Annotated in this window: 15 protein-coding genes; 10 read left to right on the forward strand and 5 right to left on the reverse strand. The window is 59.6% G+C overall.

The window, feature by feature from the left end; all coding sequences use genetic code 11:
- Positions 1-7 precede the first annotated feature (7 nt).
- The 4 genes from QNI81_RS09290 to QNI81_RS09305 all read left to right on the forward strand — a co-directional run bounded on the left by QNI81_RS09290 (position 8) and on the right by QNI81_RS09305 (position 3681).
- Positions 8-1309 carry a 3-deoxy-D-manno-octulosonic acid transferase gene (locus tag QNI81_RS09290; protein WP_283966321.1) on the forward strand — a complete coding sequence of 434 codons (1302 nt, stop codon included), beginning with the start codon at positions 8-10 and terminating at the stop codon, positions 1307-1309.
- Positions 1310-1319: 10 nt separating this feature from the next.
- The gene (locus QNI81_RS09295; RefSeq protein ID WP_283966322.1) at positions 1320-2378 is read left to right on the forward strand and encodes a glycosyltransferase family 4 protein; all 1059 of its coding nucleotides are present in this window, start codon (positions 1320-1322) and stop codon (positions 2376-2378) included.
- A gap of 270 nt (positions 2379-2648) precedes the next feature.
- Complete coding sequence (locus QNI81_RS09300) at positions 2649-3032, forward strand: hypothetical protein (RefSeq protein WP_283966323.1); 384 nt, start codon at positions 2649-2651, stop codon at positions 3030-3032.
- Between the two features lie 265 nt (positions 3033-3297).
- Positions 3298-3681: a hypothetical protein gene (locus QNI81_RS09305; protein ID WP_009178762.1), complete on the forward strand. Its 384-nt coding sequence runs from the start codon at positions 3298-3300 to the stop codon at positions 3679-3681.
- A gap of 108 nt (positions 3682-3789) precedes the next feature.
- On the opposite strand, the gene QNI81_RS09310 is transcribed toward QNI81_RS09305, so the two are convergent.
- The 4 genes from QNI81_RS09310 to QNI81_RS09325 form a co-directional block, all read right to left on the reverse strand.
- Positions 3790-4953, reverse strand: a complete 1164-nt coding sequence (locus QNI81_RS09310; protein ID WP_110365753.1) for a M20 aminoacylase family protein — start codon at positions 4951-4953, stop codon at positions 3790-3792.
- An 81-nt stretch (positions 4954-5034) separates the two neighbouring features.
- Positions 5035-6201 (reverse strand): M20 aminoacylase family protein, encoded by a 1167-nt coding sequence (locus QNI81_RS09315; RefSeq protein ID WP_283966324.1) that lies wholly within the window; start codon positions 6199-6201, stop codon positions 5035-5037.
- 200 nt (positions 6202-6401) lie between these two features.
- On the reverse strand, positions 6402-7568 hold the full coding sequence (gene argE, locus QNI81_RS09320) for an acetylornithine deacetylase (RefSeq protein WP_009179188.1): 1167 nt from the start codon (positions 7566-7568) through the stop codon (positions 6402-6404).
- A gap of 2 nt (positions 7569-7570) precedes the next feature.
- Positions 7571-9391 (reverse strand): ABC transporter ATP-binding protein, encoded by a 1821-nt coding sequence (locus QNI81_RS09325; RefSeq protein WP_040641351.1) that lies wholly within the window; start codon positions 9389-9391, stop codon positions 7571-7573.
- Positions 9392-9752: 361 nt separating this feature from the next.
- On the opposite strand from QNI81_RS09325, the gene QNI81_RS09330 reads away from it, so the two are divergent.
- The 3 genes from QNI81_RS09330 (at position 9753) to QNI81_RS09340 (ending at position 13640) form a co-directional block, all read left to right on the forward strand.
- Positions 9753-11450, forward strand: coding sequence for a peptide ABC transporter substrate-binding protein (locus QNI81_RS09330; RefSeq protein WP_005610617.1), 1698 nt, complete (start codon positions 9753-9755; stop codon positions 11448-11450).
- 197 nt (positions 11451-11647) lie between these two features.
- Entirely contained in the window at positions 11648-12655 is a 1008-nt protein-coding gene (locus tag QNI81_RS09335; protein WP_009179315.1) for an ABC transporter permease, read from the forward strand.
- Positions 12648-13640 (forward strand): ABC transporter permease, encoded by a 993-nt coding sequence (locus tag QNI81_RS09340; protein WP_009178742.1) that lies wholly within the window; start codon positions 12648-12650, stop codon positions 13638-13640. The genes QNI81_RS09335 and QNI81_RS09340 overlap by 8 nt, the downstream gene beginning before the upstream one ends.
- 79 nt (positions 13641-13719) lie before the next feature.
- On the opposite strand, the gene QNI81_RS09345 is transcribed toward QNI81_RS09340, so the two are convergent.
- Positions 13720-15000 (reverse strand): DUF3422 family protein, encoded by a 1281-nt coding sequence (locus tag QNI81_RS09345; RefSeq protein WP_283966325.1) that lies wholly within the window; start codon positions 14998-15000, stop codon positions 13720-13722.
- Between the two features lie 317 nt (positions 15001-15317).
- Here QNI81_RS09345 and QNI81_RS09350 point away from each other — a divergent pair, with 317 nt between their 5' ends.
- The 3 genes from QNI81_RS09350 to QNI81_RS09360 all read left to right on the forward strand — a co-directional run bounded on the left by QNI81_RS09350 (position 15318) and on the right by QNI81_RS09360 (position 20318).
- Positions 15318-17447, forward strand: coding sequence for a malate synthase G (locus QNI81_RS09350; RefSeq protein WP_283966326.1), 2130 nt, complete (start codon positions 15318-15320; stop codon positions 17445-17447).
- Between the two features lie 194 nt (positions 17448-17641).
- On the forward strand, positions 17642-18379 hold the full coding sequence (locus QNI81_RS09355; protein ID WP_283967881.1) for a gamma-glutamyl-gamma-aminobutyrate hydrolase family protein: 738 nt from the start codon (positions 17642-17644) through the stop codon (positions 18377-18379).
- A 364-nt stretch (positions 18380-18743) separates the two neighbouring features.
- Positions 18744-20318, forward strand: a complete 1575-nt coding sequence (locus QNI81_RS09360) for a Re/Si-specific NAD(P)(+) transhydrogenase subunit alpha (protein ID WP_283966327.1) — start codon at positions 18744-18746, stop codon at positions 20316-20318.

Raw genomic sequence — 20318 nt, forward strand, 5'->3', positions numbered from 1 at the left:
CCCACATATGAGCGATCAATCGCAGGTCCGCACGACTCTGCTCTATCATCTTTATCGCGGTGCCTCTGCGCTGTTGGCCCCGCTGATGTGGTCCAAGGTTGCAGGTAAGCTGCGTCAGCATGGCGTGCCAGAGGCGCGAGTGCGCGAACGTCTGGGCTATGCCACCCTGCCCCGCCCCGCGGGCCGTCTGGTCTGGTTTCATGCCGCAAGCGTCGGAGAGAGCCTGTCGGTGCTGACGCTGATCCACCGACTTGGCGAGGCGGCGCCGGATCTGGAGTTTCTGATTACCTCCGGCACGCCGACCTCGGCCGATCTGATTGCCAAGCGGCTGCCACCCCGCACCCGCCATCAGTTTCCGCCGCTGGATACCGGCGCGGCGGTGGCGCGGTTTCTGGACCATTGGAAACCCGACCTCGGCATTTTTGTCGAGAGCGAGCTATGGCCGCAAATGCTGGTGCGCGCACGGGGGGCGGGCGTGCCACTGGTGCTGCTGAATGCGCGCCTGTCGCCGAAATCGGTCGCCAGTTGGACCAAACGCCACACCACGGCGCGGTTCCTGCTGGATCAGTTCGCACTGATGCTGACGCAGAATGCGCAAACCGCCGTCAACCTGAAGGCCATGGGTGCCGATCCCGCCCGTCTGAAAGAAGGCAGCAACCTCAAGGCGCTCTCCGATCCGCTGCCGGTGGATCAAGACACACTGACAGAGGTCCGCGACGCCATTGGCCCGCGCCCGGTCTGGGTGGCCTCCTCCACCCATGAGGGCGAAGAGGAGACCGTGCTGGCGGCGCATAAGGCGCTGCTGGTGGATCACCCCGATTTGCTACTGCTGCTGGCCCCGCGCCATCCGAACCGAGGCGACCAGCTGGAGGCGATGATTGCCGAGGCGGGCCTGACCTCGATCCGGCGCAGTCGCGACGCCCTGCCCCGCACCTCCACTCAAGTGTACCTTGCCGACACGCTGGGCGAAGTGGGGATCTGGTACAGCCTGTGTCCACTGGTCTTTTTGGGCGGCTCCCTGCGCGAGATTGGCGGTCACAACCCGTTTGAGGTGATGCAGGCCGGTGGTGCGGTGCTAACCGGCCCCGGCGGCTATAATTTTGCCGAGTCGTTTGCCGAACTGATCAAGGTCGGGGCCGCGAAACAAGTGACCAGCGCCGAGACGCTCACCCATGCGGTCGGGGCTTGGCTGACAGAGCCGCATACCCTAGACACAGCGCGCGACCGCGCGCGCGGCTTTCTTGCGCGCCAGTCCGACCAGATGGATCAAACCGTGACGGCGCTTCTCGAATTGTTGCCGCAGAAATAGAGGGCACCACATGAGCCAGATCGACCTCAAACAGATCGATGTAATCGCTCCGAACTTTAAGAAACGCTATTCGGGTGTGACCTCTACTGTGATCCGGCTGGTGCCCATTCAAGCGCGCGATATTGCGATCTGCGCTGCCGCTCCTGATTTGCCTGCAGAGGTGCCTCAGGTGACGCCAAGCGCGCTTTGGTCCATGTCCAGATCGGGGCCATCTGGCGCGCGCGTCTGGCACGCCCGGCGCAACAACGAGATGGTCGCCGGGCTAGCGCTCAAATACCTGCTGGGCAAACGGCTGAAGCTGCTTTTCACCTCTGCTGCCCAGCGTCGCCACACAGGTTTTACCCGCTGGCTGATCCGGCGCATGGATGCGGTTATTGCGACGTCCTCGAAATCCGCAAGCTATCTGGAGCGCGAAGCGACGGTAATTCGCCATGGCGTTGACTGTGAATTGTTCCAGCCAGTTGAGAACCGCGCGGCCCTGCGCCGGGCCTTGGATCTTCCCGAAGATGGGCTTTTGGTAGGGTGCTTTGGACGTATTCGCCACCAGAAAGGCAACGATCTTTTTGTCAAAGCCATGATCGAAGCCTGCCGCGCCAACCCCAAAGTACGCGGGTTGATGATGGGGCGGGCAACCCCTGACAATGCCGAATTCCTCAAGGGTTTGAAGGATGAGGTCGCCGCCGCTGGACTGAGTGATCGCATCTTGTTTCGCGATGAGGTGGCAGTAGAAGACGTCCCGCGCCATTTTCAGGCACTGGATCTCTATGTGGCGCCGCAGCGCTGGGAAGGGTTCGGCCTGACCCCGCTTGAGGCGATGGCCTGCGGCGCGCCAGCGGTGGCCACCCGCGTTGGCGCTTTTGAAGAACTGGTCGTGCCCGGTGAAACCGGGACGTTGTGCGACATCGAAGACCTCGACAAGATCACCGCAGATATCATCGAGCTGCTGTCGGATGAAACCCGTCTGCAGGAGATGTCGGCTGCGGCGCGGGCGCATGTGGCTCAGATCTTTCGTCTGGAAGGGGAAGCCGCCGCAATTATCGCTATCTATCGGGCGCTACTGAACAATTGACCATTTACTCCCTTTGACTTGAGGGGCCGTTTTAACGGCACCCCTCATTTTGGAAATTTAATACTGCGAGTTCTAAGCGCTCCGTGCTTTAACCCCGTTGCGACAAGCTAAATCTTGCCGAAACGTTAATAAATGACGCGATCTTGGCGGTTTTCCCCGATATTTCTCCACAAAAACAGAGATGTTCGTTAACGTCCTGAGTCCGCCTCACACATGAGAACGACTCGCAGTATTGAAGAATTTGAATTCTTCTTTTGTCTGGAGGTTAATATGTTCAAATCTGTAGCCCTCGCCGCTGCCCTGTCTACGCTGTCACTGGGTATCGCCGCCCCCGCTGTTGCAGGCAATCCGATGAAGATGTCATCCGACACCCCACGAGTCCTGCGGATCTCAAAAGGCATTTGCGCCTCTTCGAAACAGCAAATGGTGTCTTGGGCGCGTAAGATTGACGGGTTTGGATCTTTTGCAGTTCCGCGCTACCCAGCTGGCCAGACCGTGGATTGCAGCAATTCTGGTGCCACCCTGCCGATTGGGAAGTCTTGGGGATTTGGGGATCAGCAATCGGCAGATGCCGCTGCCCTCGCCGCCTGTACCGCCAATCTTCCGAGCGGTTTCAAAACCTGCGCGGTTATTGGGCAGAGCTTTGCTCAATAGAGGTTTCACACCGACCAAAGGGGGCGTTGCAGCGCCCTTTGGTTTTTTGAAGCGCGAAATGAGCCAATAAATTGCATCAAATCGCAGCCCCGTAACCTTGCGACTTTTCAAACACTTACCATCACCGATGACCCATGCGCCGAGACGGGTGCATAAAAATCTCGGAACCTTTGAGTGTTTGAATTGTTTTTAGGTCAGACGGCGCGACACGGCGCCGATGCAGACGTAACAGCTGTCATGCCCGTCATGATGCAGGAGGTTTTCGATGTTTAATAAGGTTTCTCTCGCCGTAATCACCCTCGGCTCCGCAATTGCACTGTCCGCCCCGGCTTTTGCACAATCCGCAAACCCGATGGTCGACAAAGATCTGCGCATGCTGCGCGTTGACGCAGGTCTCTGCACCAGCGCCAAAGAGGCCATGGTGGATTGGGCTGCGAAAATCGACGGTCACGGCTCTTACGCGGTGCCAGTCTATCCTGCCAATGTGACGATTGACTGTGCCGAGCCTGCAGCTGTGCTGCCGACCGGTCAGTCCTGGGGCTTTAGCGATCAGAAAGCCGCTGACGTTGCGGCGCTGAGCCAATGTGAGGCGAGCCTGCCCGACGGCTTTGACCGCTGTGCCATCGTTGGCCAGAGTTATACCAAGTAACCTACCCAGTCATGGAGCAGACGTGTGTTGTCTGCGTAAGGTAGGGTGTTTTCCATGCGAAAGGGGGCCAATTTGGCCCCCTTTCTTATGCTTGGCGATATCGCGTGATCAGGCCGCAGGCATGCGCTGCTCGACGATTTCAGCCCACCAGCTACAGCCAGCCGGGATTGCATCGTCGGTGAAGTTATACTTCGGGTGGTGCACGGCGGCGGTGTCGCCATTGCCCACAAGGATATAGGCTCCGGGGCGCTCTTCGAGCATGAAGGCGAAATCTTCGCCGCCCATGACAAGCGGCGCCTCGTCGCACTGGCCCGACACATCACGCGCCACTTTCGCGGCGAATTCGGTTTGCTCGTCGTGGTTCACCATCACCGGATAGCCACGGTAATAGGTCACATCTGCCTCACCGCCAAAGGTGGAGGCAATACCGGCGCAGATCTCTTTGATGCGCTTTTCCGCAAGGTCGCGCATCTCGGGGGCCATGGTGCGCACGGTGCCTTTGATCTGCACGCGCTCTGGGATCACGTTGAAGGCTTTGGAGGAGGTCTCGAAGGAGGTCACGGACACCACGATCTGATGCACCGGGTCGGCGTTGCGGGCCGCGATGGTTTGCAGCGCCAGCACCGCCTGCGCTGCCATCACGGTGGAGTCGATGGTCTCATGCGGTTTTGCAGCGTGACCGCCCTTGCCGGTGAAAGTAATGTCGAACTGGTCCGTCGCCGCAAAAAACGCGCCCGAACGGATGGCAAAGCTGCCCACCGGGCGGCCCGGCCAGTTGTGCATGCCGTAGACCTCTTGGATGCCCCAACGGTCCATCATGCCGTCGTCGCACATTTCCTTGCCGCCGCCGCCGCCTTCTTCGGCGGGTTGGAAGATCACCACAACGGTGCCGTCGAAATTGCGGGTCTCGGAGAGATATTTCGCCGCGCCCAGCAGCATCGCAGTGTGGCCATCATGGCCGCAGGCGTGCATGGCGTTTGCGGTCTTGGAGGCATACTCCAGACCGGTTTCTTCGTGGATCGGCAGCGCGTCCATATCGGCGCGCAACCCGATGACCTTACCAGCCGTGTCGGATTTGCCCTTGATCACGCCTACAACGCCGGTGCGGCCAATGCCCGAGACCACTTCGTCGCAGCCGAATTCCTTGAGCTTTTCCTCGACCAGCGCGCTGGTGCGGTGGGTCTCAAACAGGATTTCAGGGTTTTCGTGCAGATCGCGTCGCCACGCGGTGATCTCTGCCTGAAGTTCGGCAAAACGGTTTTTGACGGGCATGGGTCTTTCTCCTTGTCTATCGAAATTGGGCACCCCGCGCGGCAGGGTTGCCCGGGGCCTGAACCTCAGACCCCTGAAAACTCAGCTCGCAGGCATCCGGCGTTCGCAGAGTTCTACAAGCCAGCTACAACCAAGCGGGATGGCGCTGTCGTCGAACTGATAAGCCGGGTGATGGCACATCGCGGTGTCGCCATTCCCGAGGAAGATATAGGCGCCGGGGCGGGCTTCAAGCATATAGGCGAAGTCCTCGGACGGCATGATGGGCGGTGTTTCAGGGTCCACGCTGTCAGTGACGGCACGCGCGGCCTCCACCGCATGAGCAACCTCATCGGCGGTGTTTTCTGTCACCGGATAGCCGGGCGTCCATGTGACCTTGGCAGTGGCACCAAAGGCCGATGCCGTATCTTCGGCGACGCGGCGCACGCGGTCTTCGGCCAGCTTGCGGTTTTCCGTGTCCAACGTGCGCACGGTGCCTTTGAGCTTGGCACGATGGGCGATCACATTAGAGGCGGTGCTGTCGGTTTCAAAAGTGCCGACTGTCAGCACGACACGGTGGATCGGGTTCACGGTGCGCGACACGATAGAGTGCAGCGAGACCACGATCTGCGACGCCACCAGCGTGGTGTCGATGGCATCATGCGGCGCGGCAGCATGGCCGCCCTTGCCGGTGACTTCGATTTCAAATTCATCCGAGGAGGCCAAGAGGCCACCGACGCGGGTGGCGATGTGGCCAACCGGCAGGCCCGGCATATTGTGCAGACCGTAGACCTCCTGCACGCCCCAGCGGTCCATCACGCCATCATCGACCATGGCCTTGCCCCCTGCCCCGCCTTCTTCGGCAGGTTGGAACAAAAGCACCACGGTGCCGTCGAAATTGCGCGTCTCCGTGAGGTATTTCGCAGCCCCCAGCAGGATCGCGGTGTGGCCGTCGTGGCCGCAGGCATGCATCTTGCCCGGAGTCTTGGAGGCATACTCCAGCCCGGTTTCCTCGTGGATGGGCAGCGCGTCCATGTCGGCGCGCAGGGCGATCACCTTGCCGGACGCGGTGCTCTTGCCCTTGATGACGCCGACAACGCCGGTCTTGCCAATGCCCGGCACCACCTCGTCGCAGCCAAAGGCGGTCAGGCGTTCCTGCACCAGCCCGGCGGTGCGGTGCACGTCATACATCAACTCGGGGTGTTCATGGAAATCATGACGCCACGCGGTGATTTCGGGCAACAACTCGGCAAAGCGATTCCGGACGGGCATGGGCTCTCTCCTTAACGTGTTAGCGAAATGAGTGCCGCAAGGCGGATCGGAAGGCAAGGGTTGTTGCACAATTGAACCAACAGGTGCCATGCCCCGCCTGATTTGATCGCGCCCAGCGCCGCTGAGCACCCGATTGGGGGCGGTCCGCCCTGACCCACACCGCCACTAAGGTGCGCGGCAGGTCGGGGCGTTTGGTTTCGTTAAGCCGCGAGGCGCTTGATCAGATCCCGCATGAACTGGGTGCCTGCCTCAAACTGCGCGACGGTGATGAACTCATCCGCCTGATGCGCTTGGGCAATGTCGCCGGGACCGCAGACCACGGCAGAATAGCCCGCGACCTGATAGTGACCGGCCTCGGTGCCATAGCTCACCACATGGCGCGCGTTGTCACCGGTGAGTGCCCGCACCAATGTTTCAGCGGCACCGTCGGTTTCTGGCACCAATCCCGGTACGCTAAAGGCTTTATCTATGCTGATGCCTGCCTCGGGATTGACGGCCTGCATCTCTGCCTCGACACGGGCGATCTCCTGCTCGTAGGCGGCTTGCCAATCATCAAGGCTTTCGCCCGGCACAACGCGGAAATCCATCCAGAAATGACAGTCCCCTGCCGTGATGTTATGCGCAGTGCCGCCAGACACCTTACCCACATGCACCGTGGTCCAAGGCGGTGTGAACATCGCGGCCACCTCGGTTTGCGGCTTGGCGCGGTTCTCGGTGTTGCGATGGTTGGCCCAATCGATAATCCGCGCCGCCTCCATCACCGCGCTCACGCCCTCATGCATCAAAGAGCTGTGGACCTCAAAGCCGCGCACATGGGTGGCCATGGCAAAGGCTCCTTTGTGACCGGTTACAGCCTTTAGCATCGACGGCTCACCCACGATCACAGATTCTGCCTTGGGCAGATGTTTCTGCATCTCTTCAATCAGGGGCGGCGCGCCGGTGCAGCCGATTTCCTCGTCAAAGGTATAAGCCAGCTGAAGCGGGCGCTGCAGGTCCGCATAGTGACCCTCAACCAGTGCCCAGAGCGCCAACGCGTCAAAACCTTTCATGTCCGCGCAGCCACGGCCAAAATATTTGCCGTCGCGTTCCACTACCACATAAGGGTCAGAGCTCCAGTCCTGCCCCTCGACGGGCACCACATCGGTATGCCCAGACAGAACTACGCCGCCGTCGACCTTGGGGCCGACATGTGCGTAAAGCCCCGCCTTTTCAGGCTGTTCGGGATCGATCCAGATGTAGTGCTCAATCCCGTGAGAGCTGAGATACTCGGCCACCCATTCAACGAGGGGCAGATTGGTGTCATGGCTCACAGTTGGAAAGGAGACCAGACGCGTCATGATCTCCAGCGGGGACAGTCTGTTGGTCATGATCAGTAGCCGGAGTCGGTGGTCAGCACAAAATGGCCGGGTTCCACTTCCATGTATTGCGATGGCTCGGCCTGATAGCTCATGCCGTGGATCGGCGATGGGATCGGCTTGAAGTTCAGATCCTTCTCGCTTTTGCGCTGGTTCGGATCGGCAATGGGAACCGCCTTCATCAGCGCTTGCGTGTAAGGGTGCGCCGGGTTTTCAAACACCCGTGCCCGTGGGCCGATTTCCACGAGGCGGCCCAGATACATCACGCCCACCTGATGGCTGACGCGCTCGACCACCGCCATATCGTGGCTGATGAACAGGAAGGACAGCTCCAGATCTGCCTGCAATTCCATCATCAGATTCAGAACCTGCGCCTGCACCGACACATCCAGCGCCGAGACGGCCTCATCCGCGACGATCAGTTTCGGGTTCAGTGCAAGGGCACGGGCAATTGCGATCCGCTGACGCTGACCGCCGGACATTTCATGTGGGAAGCGGCGCATGAAGCTGCGCGGCAGATGCACCCGATCAAAGAGCGCGGCAACCCGGTCCTGAATTTCAGAGCCAGAGGCGATATTGTAGTTCTTCATCGGCTCTGCGACCTGATCCATCAGCTGCATCTGCGGATTGAGCGAAGCAAAGGGGTCCTGAAAGATCATCTGCATATCAAGGCGCGCCTTGTGCAGTTCTTTTTGGCTGAAGCCGAGAACGTCGCGGCCCTCGAACTCGACCTTGCCGGAAGTGGGCTCCACCAAGCGCAGGATGGATCGGCCACAGGTGGATTTACCACAGCCCGATTCGCCCACGAGGCTGAGGGTCTGACCTTTGAACACCTTAAAGGACACATCCTCGACCGCATGCACCTGCGCCACAGTGCGGCGCAGAATGCCGCCCTTAACCGGGAAACGGGTGACGAGGTTTTCCACATTCAACAGCACCTCATCGGTGCCTTTGATCGGCTTAATCTCGGCCTGCTCAACGCCCATCAGCTTCATGGGCTCGGGGTAATCCTTGCCGCGCATCTCGCCGAGTTTTGGAACCGCCGCCAACAGCGCCTTGGTATAGTCGTGCTGCGGGTTCTCAAAGATCTCGTGGACGGTGCCTTCTTCGACCTTGTTGCCGCGGTACATGACGACCACGCGATCGGCCATCTGCGCCACCACCGCCATATCGTGAGTGATGAACATCACCGCGGTGCCGGTTTCGCGCTTCAGGCGATCCATCAGGGCAAGAATTTCGGCCTGAATGGTCACATCGAGCGCGGTTGTGGGCTCATCCGCGATCAACAGACGTGGCTCGCAGGCCATAGCCATTGCGATCACCACACGCTGGCGCATGCCGCCAGAGAGTTCATGCGGGTATTGTTTCATCCGCCGCTCGGCCTCGGGGATGCGGACCTCGCGCAGAATCTCGATGGCGCGCGCCTCTGCCTCTTTCTTGGTCATGCCCTTGTGGATTCGCAGACCTTCGGTCAATTGGCGGCCCACAGTGAACACCGGATTGAGCGCCGTCATCGGTTCCTGAAAAATCATTCCGATCTGATTTCCGCGAATCTGCTTCATCAAATCGGTCTCGGATTTGGCGAGGTCGATGGGCTTGTCATCGCCCGGATCGAACATCAATTCGCCCGCTGCGATGGTGCCGCCGCCATATTCAACAAGACGCATAAGAGAGAGGGACGAGACAGATTTGCCCGATCCGGACTCCCCTACGATGCACAAAGTTTCACCAGCCGTAACGTCAAACGAAACATTCTCAACACCGACCACTGGGCCGTCCTTGGTTTCGAATTCGACCCGAAGGCCTTTGATTTGTGCAATGGGCTGGTCCAGCATCCGCGTATCCTGTCTGTTTTAACGCACCTTGGCGGTGCCTATTTGGGCGCGATCTAAGCCTATGCAGCCCTGACCGTCAAACCCCCGACCGGTTTTCATGTCGGCCAGGTCTTGCATTTCTTCACAACACTGTGTTCGATATCCGCAGTGAACGCCAAAGGCGACAGGGGGTTAAGAAAACAGGTCCGGCAAAACGGACCCTCTCATCCGTAGAATCTATCTGCGGGGTTTCCTGACATCCATACGTCCGCGGTGGACGCAATACCTTGACCGTCTTCATGCGGTCGCGGGTTGCACGCCTCAACCAATGTGCAGCCTTTAACAACGATAACACTATGTCGGTTCCGACAAGGAGAGTGTAATGACTTTGAAAACCCTTCTGCTGGGTGCTGTGGCAACTGCCGCCGTCGCACCTGCGGCCTTTGCCGAGCGTGGCTCGGACGGTCAGGTCAACATTATTTATTGGCAAGCCCCGTCCATCATGACCCCGTTTCTGTCCGGCGGCACCAAGGACGTGGAAGCAGCCTCGCTCGTGATCGAGCCGCTGGCGCGTTTCAATGCCTCTGGCGAGATGGTTCCGTGGCTGGTTGAAGAAATCCCGACCGTCAGCAACGGCGGCGTCAGCGAAGACCTGACCCAGATCACATGGAAGCTGAAGCCGGGCATCAAATGGTCCGACGGCACCGATCTGACATCGGCAGACGTCAAGTTCACTTACGAGTATTGCACCCACCCCGAGGGCGGTTGTGCGCAGGTCACCAAATTTGAAGGCGTGACCGGTGTTGAAACACCCGACGAGAACACCGTCGTGGTGACCTTCGACAAGGCGACCCCCTACCCTTACGGCCCCTTTGTTGGTGGCGAGAGCCCGATCATTCAGGCCGCACAGTTCGGCGAGTGCCTCGGTGCCAAAGCGCCTGAGTGTACCGAAGCGAACTTCAACCCGATCGGCACCGGCCCGTTTGTTGTGGATGAGTTCAAGCCCAACGACGTGATTACCCTGTCGGCAAACCCGAACTACCGCGACCCGGCAAAACCCGCTTTCGCAAAAGTTCTGCTGAAAGGTGGCGGCGACGCGACCGCAGCGGGCCGTGCGGTTATGGAAACCGGCGAGTTTGACTACGCATGGAACCTGCAGCTGGCACCCGATGTCATCGCGCAGATGGAAGCTGGCGGCAAAGGCAAGGCCGTTGCAGGCTTTGGTCCGCTGCTCGAGCGTATCATGCTCAACAACACCAACCCTTCTGCGGACCTGAGCCCGGAAGAGCGTTCGGTGATCCGTCCGCATCCGTTCCTGTCTGACCCGGCGGTCTACAAAGCGCTGTCCATGGCGATTGACCGCGAACTGCTGGTCGAAATCGGCTATGGCAAAGCGGGCCGCCCGTCTTGCTCTTGGGTTCCGGCACCGGAAGCATTTGCGATCAACCCCGAGGGCTGTAACGTCCAAGACATCGCTGGCGCGAATGCCCTGCTGGATCAGGCTGGCATCGTCGACACCGATGGCGACGGCATCCGTGAAAAAGACGGTGTTCCGCTCGAGATCCTGTTCCAGACCTCCACCAACGCGGTGCGTCAGGACTTCCAAGCGCTGATCAAACAGTGGTGGAGCGAGATCGGTGTTGAAACCGAACTGCGTAACATCAACGGTTCTGTCTTCTTTGGTGGCGATCCCGGCTCCCCGGACACCTTCCAGAAGTTCTATGCTGACGTTGAAATGTACGCCAACACCTTCAATGGCACCGACCCGCAGTCCTACTTCGGCAACGGTCTGTGCGACAAAGCACCGACTCCGGCGTCCCAGTGGCAGGGTGAGAACATCTCCCGCTTCTGCGATGAAGAGTATGACGCGCTGCACGAAGAGCTGAGCCAAACCGCCGACGCTGAAAAGCGCATCGAGATCGGTCAGAAACTCAACACCATCGTGTTTGAAAAAGGTGGCATGATCCCGATCGTTCACCGTGGCCGTCTGTCTGGTGTGTCCAACACGCTGGGTGGTGTCGACCTCAACGTGTGGGACAGCGAGCTGTGGAACGCAGCTGACTGGTACCGCACCGAATAAGCGTTCGTCCGCGACCAGAAGGGCCCCGGTTCTCATGCCGGGGCCCGCTGATATTCGCGTTACCATTCTCTGCGCGGTCCGGCATTGTTGTTACATCGGACTTAGCTTAAGAGACCCTGCATCGCGCGAAACCCCGCCCCGCAAGGGCAAGGCAAACGCGGACCTGTCGACAACCCATTTGCAAAGGCGCCCGGCTGATGCTGACTTTTACCATCCGACGGCTGATCATAGCAGTGCCAACCCTGCTGTTTATCAGTCTCGTGATTTTCCTGCTGCTGGAACTCGCCCCCGGCGATCCCATGGCACAGGTTCCCCTGACCGTCCCCCCCGAAGTGAAAGAGAAGATGCGCCTGGCCCTCGGCCTTGGCGAACCTGTCCATATCCGGTTCTGGAAATGGATCGTGCAGTTCTTCTGGATCGAACCACAGGTTCTGGTCGACCATATCTTCGGCACATCCTTTTCCGCAGGTGATCTGCGCGTCATTTCCTGGCAGACCCGCTCGCCAGTGATGGATATCGTGGTGCAGCGCCTGCCGCAGACCCTCTCGGTCGTGGGCACCGCCTACATCGTTGCGATCCTGATTGCGCTGCCGATCGGCATCTACTCTGCCTATCGCCAGTACAGCTGGTTCGACCAGCTCGGCACCTTTGTGTCGATGGTGGGCTTTTCGGTTCCGCCATTCTTCTCTGGTGTTCTGGTGATTGTGATCTTCTCGGTCCAGCTTGGCTGGTTCCCGTCGATCTATGACACCACGCTGGAGGTCACCAGTTGGGAGACCTTCGTGAAGCAGCTCCAGCAGATGGTGATGCCAGTGATGGTGCTCGCGCTTCAGATCACCGCACAGCTCAGCCGCTTTATGCGGGCCTCCATGCTCGACAACCTCAACCAAGACTACGTGCGCACCGCACGTGCCAAGGGCTTGGGCGAGTACACCGTCGTCATGGTGCATGTGCTGCGCAACTCCATGATCCCGGTTGTGACCGTGATCGCACTGGGTATTCCGTCGATCTTTGGCGGCGCCATCATCACCGAGCAGGTGTTCAAGGTGAACGGCATCGGACAGTTGCTGATCGGCGCCATTCAGGCCAATGACCTGCCCATGGTGCAGACGCTTACCTTCATCTTTGCCGTGCTCATCGTGCTGTTCAACCTGATCGCCGATGTGCTCTATGGCATTCTCGACCCGAGGATCCGCTATGACTGACGCTGCAAAAGACAAGACCCTGCAGCATTCCAGCGTGCAGGACGAACTCTCCAAACCGGCGCGCAGCCAATGGCGCGAGATTTGGGTGCAGTTCAAATCTCACCGGGGCGCGCTGTTTGGTGGCTGCCTGTTTATGTTCATCGTGCTCGGCGTTGTGGTCGGCCCGTTCATCTATTGGAACGATGCGAAATTCGTGCCCACGGGCCGTGATTTCATCACCCTGCGGGATATGCGTCCGATCTATCATGCGCTCTGGGACCCCTCAGCCAAGATGGACTGGGCCTATCCCTTGGGCACTGACAATTTGGGCCGTGACATGCTTGCGCGCCTGATGTTCGGTGGCCGGGTGTCGCTTGCGGTGGGTATGGCGGCGATGATCCTTGCGCTGATCCTTGGCAGCCTGATCGGGGTGCTGGCGGGCTACTTCAAAAAGCTCGACGGTCTCCTGATGCGGATGACTGACCTGTTCCTCGCCCTGCCCCTGTTGCCGATGATCCTTGTGGCTGCGGTGCTGTTTCGTGAGAGCCTCTCAAAATCCATCGGCCCGGAAGGCGGCATCTTCGTGTTGATCGTTTGCCTGATCGGGATCACCTCATGGATGCCGACCGCACGGATTGTGCGCGGCGATGTACTGGCCATCAAGGAACGAGAGTTCGTTCTGGCGGCCCGTTCCATCGGCACCAAGCCCGGCAGCATCATCTCGCGTCACATCCTGCCCAACGTGCTGTCGCCGATCATGGTGTCCGCAACACTTGGGATCGCCACCGCGATCATCACCGAGTCGGCGCTCTCCTTCCTCGGCTTTGGCTTCCCGCCAGATTTCCCGACGTGGGGGCGGTTGCTGAATGACGCGGTGGACCGGATGACCCTGTTCCCGGAGCGTGTGCTCTGGCCCGGCATCCTGATCTCGCTGACGGTTCTGTCGGTGAACTATCTCGGCGATGGCCTGCGCGATGCATTGGACCCACGCATTCGGGGCCGCTGAGGCACTATTAACAATCGAAAAGGCCGCCCGATGAGGCGGCCTTTTTGATTTCAGCCTGCAAGGGACGGACATCCGTTTTCTAATGCAGGTTCTTGCGAATGCGCCGCACCGCCAGAAACACCGCGCCGATCACCAGCGGCGTCAGGATCGCGGTCAGCATTCCTTTGCTGAGATCCAAGGCCTTGCCGAGCGGGTAGAGTGCGTAGGCCGCGAGCGACACCGCGTAATAACTGATCGCCACCACCGAAAGCCCCTCAACCGTGTGCTGCAACCGCAATTGCAGATCCGCACGGCGGTCCATGCTCTCGAGCAGGGCCTGATTCTGCGCCGAGCGCTCAACATCAACACGGGTTCGCAGCAACTCCCCTGCCCGGCGCGCCCTGTCTGCCAGCACATCAAGCCGCTTTTCTGTGGACTCCACCGTGCGCATGGCGGGTTCAAACCGCCTCAGCATGAACTCAGCCATGGTCTGAAACCCGACAAAGCGCTCTTCTCGCAACAGGGAAATTCGCTGATTGACCAATGCCGCATAGGCCCCCGTCGCGCCAAAGCGAAAGGCCGATTGCGCCGCCATGGCCTCCAGTTCGGCAGAGATCGTCAAAAGCTGGCTCAGTGTTTGATCGGCGGGAACATGGCCGCGGGTCATCTCCCGCATCATCTCCGAGAGAGAGGCATCCATGGCGCTGATGGTTGGTGTCAGCCCGCGTGCGCGCGAAAACCCCAGCATCGACATCGCTCGGTAGGTCTCAATCTCGCACAGGCGCTGCACCACCCGTCCCACCCGCTGCGGGCCGGTTTCCTTATTCACAAACAATGCAAACCGCATGTGCCCTGCCGGATCGATCCGAAAATCCCCCGCAACCACCGCGTTGTCATCCAGCACCGTCGCCATGGCGAGGCTTTCGGGAACAAACCAATCGCGCACGCATGTTTTGATCTGTTCGGGTTCAGGTCGCGCCACAACGCGGATCAACGCCGAGGTAATCCGCTGCCCCGGCGCTTTTTCCAGCCAGTCGGGCGGGAACAGTTCGAAATCCTTCGGGTCAAAGGCGCGGTCGCTGATCCCGTCGCCGTGTAGCGTGTAGGAGACAAACTCCGTGTGCTGCTCCCATTTGAGCGTGTAGCGGCCAAGCTGCGCCGTGTGATGCGTGGCTCCGGGTTGCGGGTGTGGTGCACCGTGGCGATCCAACAGATCTTTCAGGTGCTGCAGGTCCGCCATCCGGTCGCGATGCACCGCTTCGCTTGGTTGTTTCACTGCCAGATAGGCCACCGTGCCGGGCACGGGGATGGTTGGAAACGGGCGCGCGTGCAGCTCATTTGCAAGCTGATAGCGCAGGGGGTGATCTTCTATCGCGGCCATAGGAACCTTCCCACAAGAGTTTCCAGACCGTAGCCAAACACCTCCCCATGTGTAAAGTTTTTATTTCTAATCAACATGTTAGATGAATGCAACGGTATACAAAGTGACGTATAAACCCGCGGTAGTGATTGCCGGGCTGGTGCCACACTCTTAGCGCGTCACTGCGCGTGCCATCCAAACAGCAACGAAAATCCTCAGCACTTTCTTGAAAAACAATAAGATGCGTTTGCATTTCCAGAGGGCTCGTTTTGTTGCTGATCGGAAACTTATCCCGTATCAAACTGCATGCAATCGTGCACCGCCAGAAGGAGAGTACAATGAGCCGGATCGAACGGAATGGACTGCAGGTGGCCTCCGAACTGGTGGCATTTGTCGAAGAACAGGCACTGCCGGGTACCGGTGTCAGCAAGGATGCCTTTTGGGCTGGATTGTCCGGTCTGGTTGATGGAATGGGCGATGAAAACCGCGCATTGCTGATCAAACGTGCTGAGATCCAAGGCAAAATCGACTCGTGGCATTTGGAACGTCGCGGTCAGCCCCACGACGCGGCGGCCTATAAGGAATTCCTGACCGAAATTGGCTATCTGGTGCCCGAGGGGACGGATTTTGAGCTTGAGACAGAAAATGTTGACCCCGAAATCGCGCATGTACCGGGGCCGCAACTGGTGGTGCCGATTACCAATGCACGTTTCGCGCTGAACGCCGCGAATGCCCGCTGGGGCAGCCTCTATGATGCGCTTTATGGCACCGACGCCATGGGTGATTTGCCAAGCGGCAAGGGCTATGACGCGGCGCGCGGCGCGCGGGTGATCGCATGGGGCCGCCGCTTCCTGAATGAGACCTTCGCGCTTGCAAGCGGCTCATGGTCCGACATCTCTGGCCTGCGGGTGGAAGACGGCGCATTGGTTCCCGCACTTCGGGACGCCAGCCAATTTGCAGGCTACGTCGGTGATGCCGCATCCCCCACACGGATTGTTTTGCAAAACAACGGCCTGCACGCGATCCTTGAGATCGACGCGGCAGGCAACATCGGCAAGGACGATGCGGCAGCGATCAATGACATCACGCTGGAAAGCGCGTTGTCGACGATTATGGACTGCGAAGATTCGGTTGCCTGCGTCGATGCCGAAGACAAGGTCACAGCCTATTCCAACTGGCTCGGCTTGATGAAGCGCGACCTTGCTGAGGAGGTCAGCAAAGGTGGCAAGAGTTTTACCCGCGTCCTGAATGACGATGTGTCTTATACCACGCCCGCAGGTGAGGCGGCGTCGCTCAAGGGGCGTTCGCTGTTGCTGGTGCGCAATGTGGGCCACCTGATGACCAACCCGGCCATTCTGGACAGCGCAGGCCGTGAGGCGGGCGAAGGTCTGATGGACGCGATGATCACCGTGTTGATCGCGATGCATGATTTGCAGGCGGACGGTGGCAACTCGCTGCATGGCTCGGTCTATGTGGTAAAGCCAAAGATGCACGGCCCCGAGGAGGTCGCCTTTGCCGTGAAGATCTTTGACCATGTCGAAGACGCGCTGGGACTGCCGCGTAACACTGTCAAAATCGGCATCATGGACGAAGAGCGCCGTACCTCGGCGAACCTCAAGGAATGCATCCGTGCCGCGAAATCGCGCGTTGCCTTTATCAATACGGGCTTCCTCGACCGCACCGGCGATGAAATCCACACCTCGATGGAAGCCGGGGCGATGCTGCCCAAGGGCGAGATGAAATCCACTGCGTGGATCGCGTCTTATGAGGATCGCAACGTCGATATCGGTCTGGCCTGCGGTCTCAAGGGGCGCGCGCAGATCGGCAAGGGCATGTGGGCCATTCCCGACCGTATGGGCGACATGCTGGAGGCCAAAATCGGCCACCCGAAATCCGGTGCGACCTGTGCTTGGGTGCCCTCGCCCACTGCGGCAACCCTGCATGCAACGCACTACCACACAGTCGATGTTCTTGGCCGTCAGGATGAACTCAAGGCAGGCGGCGCGCGTGGCACGCTTGATGATCTGCTGACGATCCCGGTGATGGCGGGCGAGAACCTCTCGGACGAGGACATCGCGCGCGAAATCGAAAACAACGCCCAAGGCATCCTTGGGTATGTGGTGCGCTGGGTCGATCAGGGTGTGGGCTGTTCTAAAGTGCCAGATATCAATGATGTTGGCCTGATGGAGGATCGCGCGACGTGCCGGATTTCCAGTCAGGCACTGGCAAACTGGCTGCACCACGGGGTTGTGTCCGAACAGCAGGTAATGGCCGCGATGCAGAAGATGGCCGCCGTTGTGGATGGCCAGAACGCGTCTGACCCTGCATATCGCCCGATGGCCCCGAGCTTTGACGGTATCGCGTTTCAGGCGGCTTGCGATCTGGTGTTCAAAGGCCGCGTGCAACCGTCTGGCTATACCGAGCCGGTCCTGCACGCTCGCCGTCTGGAACTTAAGGCGCGGGGCTGATCGCCCATCTTTATACAACAGGTTTCAGCCTTTCGGGGCTGAACCCTCAGGTCTGTGCATCAGCGAACAGGCCTATGCGCCGCCCGGCGCCCTTGCGCGCAAAAGACAAGCCACATTAGTGTGATAGGACGAACACATTAATCTGGAGATCAAACGTGCGCCCCAAAGTCGGCATTATCGGCAATTCCTACCTCATGAATGACCAATACCCGACGCATGCGGGGGGCACCATGAACTCGGACGCGGTGGCCAATGTCTCGGGCTGTTTGCCGCTCCTGATCCCGACCGATCCGCGCTTTGTCTCTGTCGAGGAACTGCTAGAAAGCTTTGACGGTTTTTTGCTGACCGGTGGTCGGCCCAATGTGCACCCTCAGGAATACGGAGAAGACGCGACCGAAGCACATGGCGATTTCGACCGCGCCCGTGATGCGATCACCCTGCCCTTGGTGCGTGCCTGTGTGGAACGGGGGCAGCCGTTCTTGGGCATTTGCCGTGGCTTTCAGGAAGTGAACGTCGCCATGGGAGGGACGCTCTATCCGGAAATTCGCGACCTGCCCGGCCGGATGAACCACCGCATGCCCCCAGATGGCACCATTGAAGAGAAATTCGCCCTGCGCCATCCGGTGCGACTGAGCGAGGGTGGGGTTTTTCATCAACTGCTGGGTGCATCCGAAGTGATGACCAACACGCTCCACGGTCAGGGCATAAAGGCACCGGGTGCGCGAATTGTGATCGACGGGGAGGCCGAAGACGGCACCCCCGAAGCGCTCTATGTCAAAGATGCTCCCGGATTTTCGCTCGCGGTGCAGTGGCATCCCGAATATCGCGCAGGCCAGGACCCTGTCTCGCGTCCGCTGTTTGAGGCCTTTGGCGCGGCTGTTCGCGCCTGGGCACAGGACCATAGCCCTGTGTCCCTGCCCCTTTCTGCCTAATCAGGTCAACATCGCCCTCCTGACATCACTTTGTCGCCAATTTGTCGCCAATCCGCGCAGGTTTCGTGGACAGATTGACAATCTCATGCGCGAATTTGGCGTCATCGAAGGTTGAAATGTCGCAAAGGGGATGAATCGCCCATCGCGTCCTTTTCATTCTGCGTCACATCTGCTGCTGTGGGCGCAAGTGTTCGGCAGATCAGTCACGGCCCAACCTGACCAAAGGTCAAATAAGGGGCGTGAATTCAAAATCTTGCCGCAACGCGGCAAATTACTTGCGCAAGATTGTTGCGCAATGTATGTAATGTGTTTGCGAAACGTGCGCATGCGATCAGCTTGATCGATGCAGACAGGGGGACGACTGGTGAAAATAGGCACACCAAAAGAGATAGCCGAGGGCGAGTCGCGAGTAGCGATGACGCCATTGTCGGCGCTTGATCTTCAGAAGCTGGGGTTTGAGTGCTGTATTGAGTCTGGTGCGGGTGAGGCTGCGGGGTTTACCGATGCGGCCTATGCCGAGGCCGGGGTGGAGGTGATCAAGACCGCCGCCGGGCTGTGGAAGGCCGCCGATATCATCGCCAAGGTGCGCGCACCCAATGAGACCGAACTGAAGCGGCTCAATAAATCCAAGACGCTGATTTCCTTCTTCAATCCGGGCGGCAATGAAGAGGGCCTTGAGCTCGCCAAATCCAAGGGCGCCACCGTGATCGCCATGGAAATGGTGCCGCGCATCAGCCGCGCGCAGAAGATGGACGCGCTGAGTTCCATGGCCAATATCGCCGGCTACCGCGCGGTGATCGAAGCGGGCAACAATTTTGATCGGTTCTTCACCGGCCAGATCACAGCGGCGGGCAAGGTGCCCCCGGCCAAGGTTCTGGTGGTGGGCGCAGGTGTTGCGGGCCTCGCGGCGATCGGCACCTCCACCTCGTTGGGCGCAGTGACCTACGCCTTTGATGTGCGCCCCGAAGTGGCCGAGCAGGTCGAGTCGATGGGCGCGGAATTTGTCTATCTCGACTTTGAGGAAGAGCAGCAGGATGGGGCCGCCACCGGCGGCTATGCCTCTGTATCGAGCCCAGAATTCCGCGAGGCCCAGCTGGCCAAATTCCGCGAGCTGGCGCCGGAGGTGGACATCGTCATCACCACCGCGCTGATCCCCAACCGCGAGGCCCCGAAGCTCTGGCTGGCGGATATGGTCGCGGCGATGAAGCGCGGCTCGGTCATCGTCGACCTTGCGGCCGAGCGGGGCGGCAATGTCGAAGGCACCGTGAAGGACGAAAAAATCGTCACCGACAATGGTGTGACCATCATCGGCTATACCGATTTCCCCAGCCGGATGGCGAGCCAGTCCTCCAGCCTCTATGCCACCAACATCCGCCACATGATGACCGATCTGACCCCGGAAAAGGACGGTCAGGTGGTGCATGACATGGAGGATGACGTGATCCGCGGGGCCACCGTGACCCACGCGGGCGAGATCACCTTCCCGCCGCCGCCGCCCAAGGTGCAAGCCATTGCGGCGCAAAAGAAACCCGAACCACCCAAGGAGCTGACGGCCGAGGAAAAACGCGCCGCAGAAGTCGCGGCCTTTAAGCAGCAGACCAAGAATCAGGTCACATTGCTGGCGGTGGGGGCTGCGTTGTTGCTGACCGTCGGGCTGGTGGCCCCGGCGAGCTTCATGCAGCACTTCATCGTCTTTGTGCTCTCGGTCTTTGTGGGCTTTCAGGTGATCTGGAACGTCTCGCACAGCCTGCACACGCCCTTGATGGCGGTCACCAATGCGATCTCTTCGATCATCATTCTCGGTGCCTTGATGCAGATCGGCTCTGGCTCGTGGCTGGTGATTTTCCTCGCGGCCCTCAGCGTTTTTATGGCCGGGATCAATATCTTCGGCGGCTTCCTCGTGACACGGCGCATGCTCGCCATGTTCCAGAAATCCTAA

The sequence above is a fragment of the Tritonibacter sp. AK171 genome, from assembly GCF_030127025.1.
In the GTDB taxonomy this organism is placed as follows: domain Bacteria; phylum Pseudomonadota; class Alphaproteobacteria; order Rhodobacterales; family Rhodobacteraceae; genus Epibacterium; species Epibacterium mobile.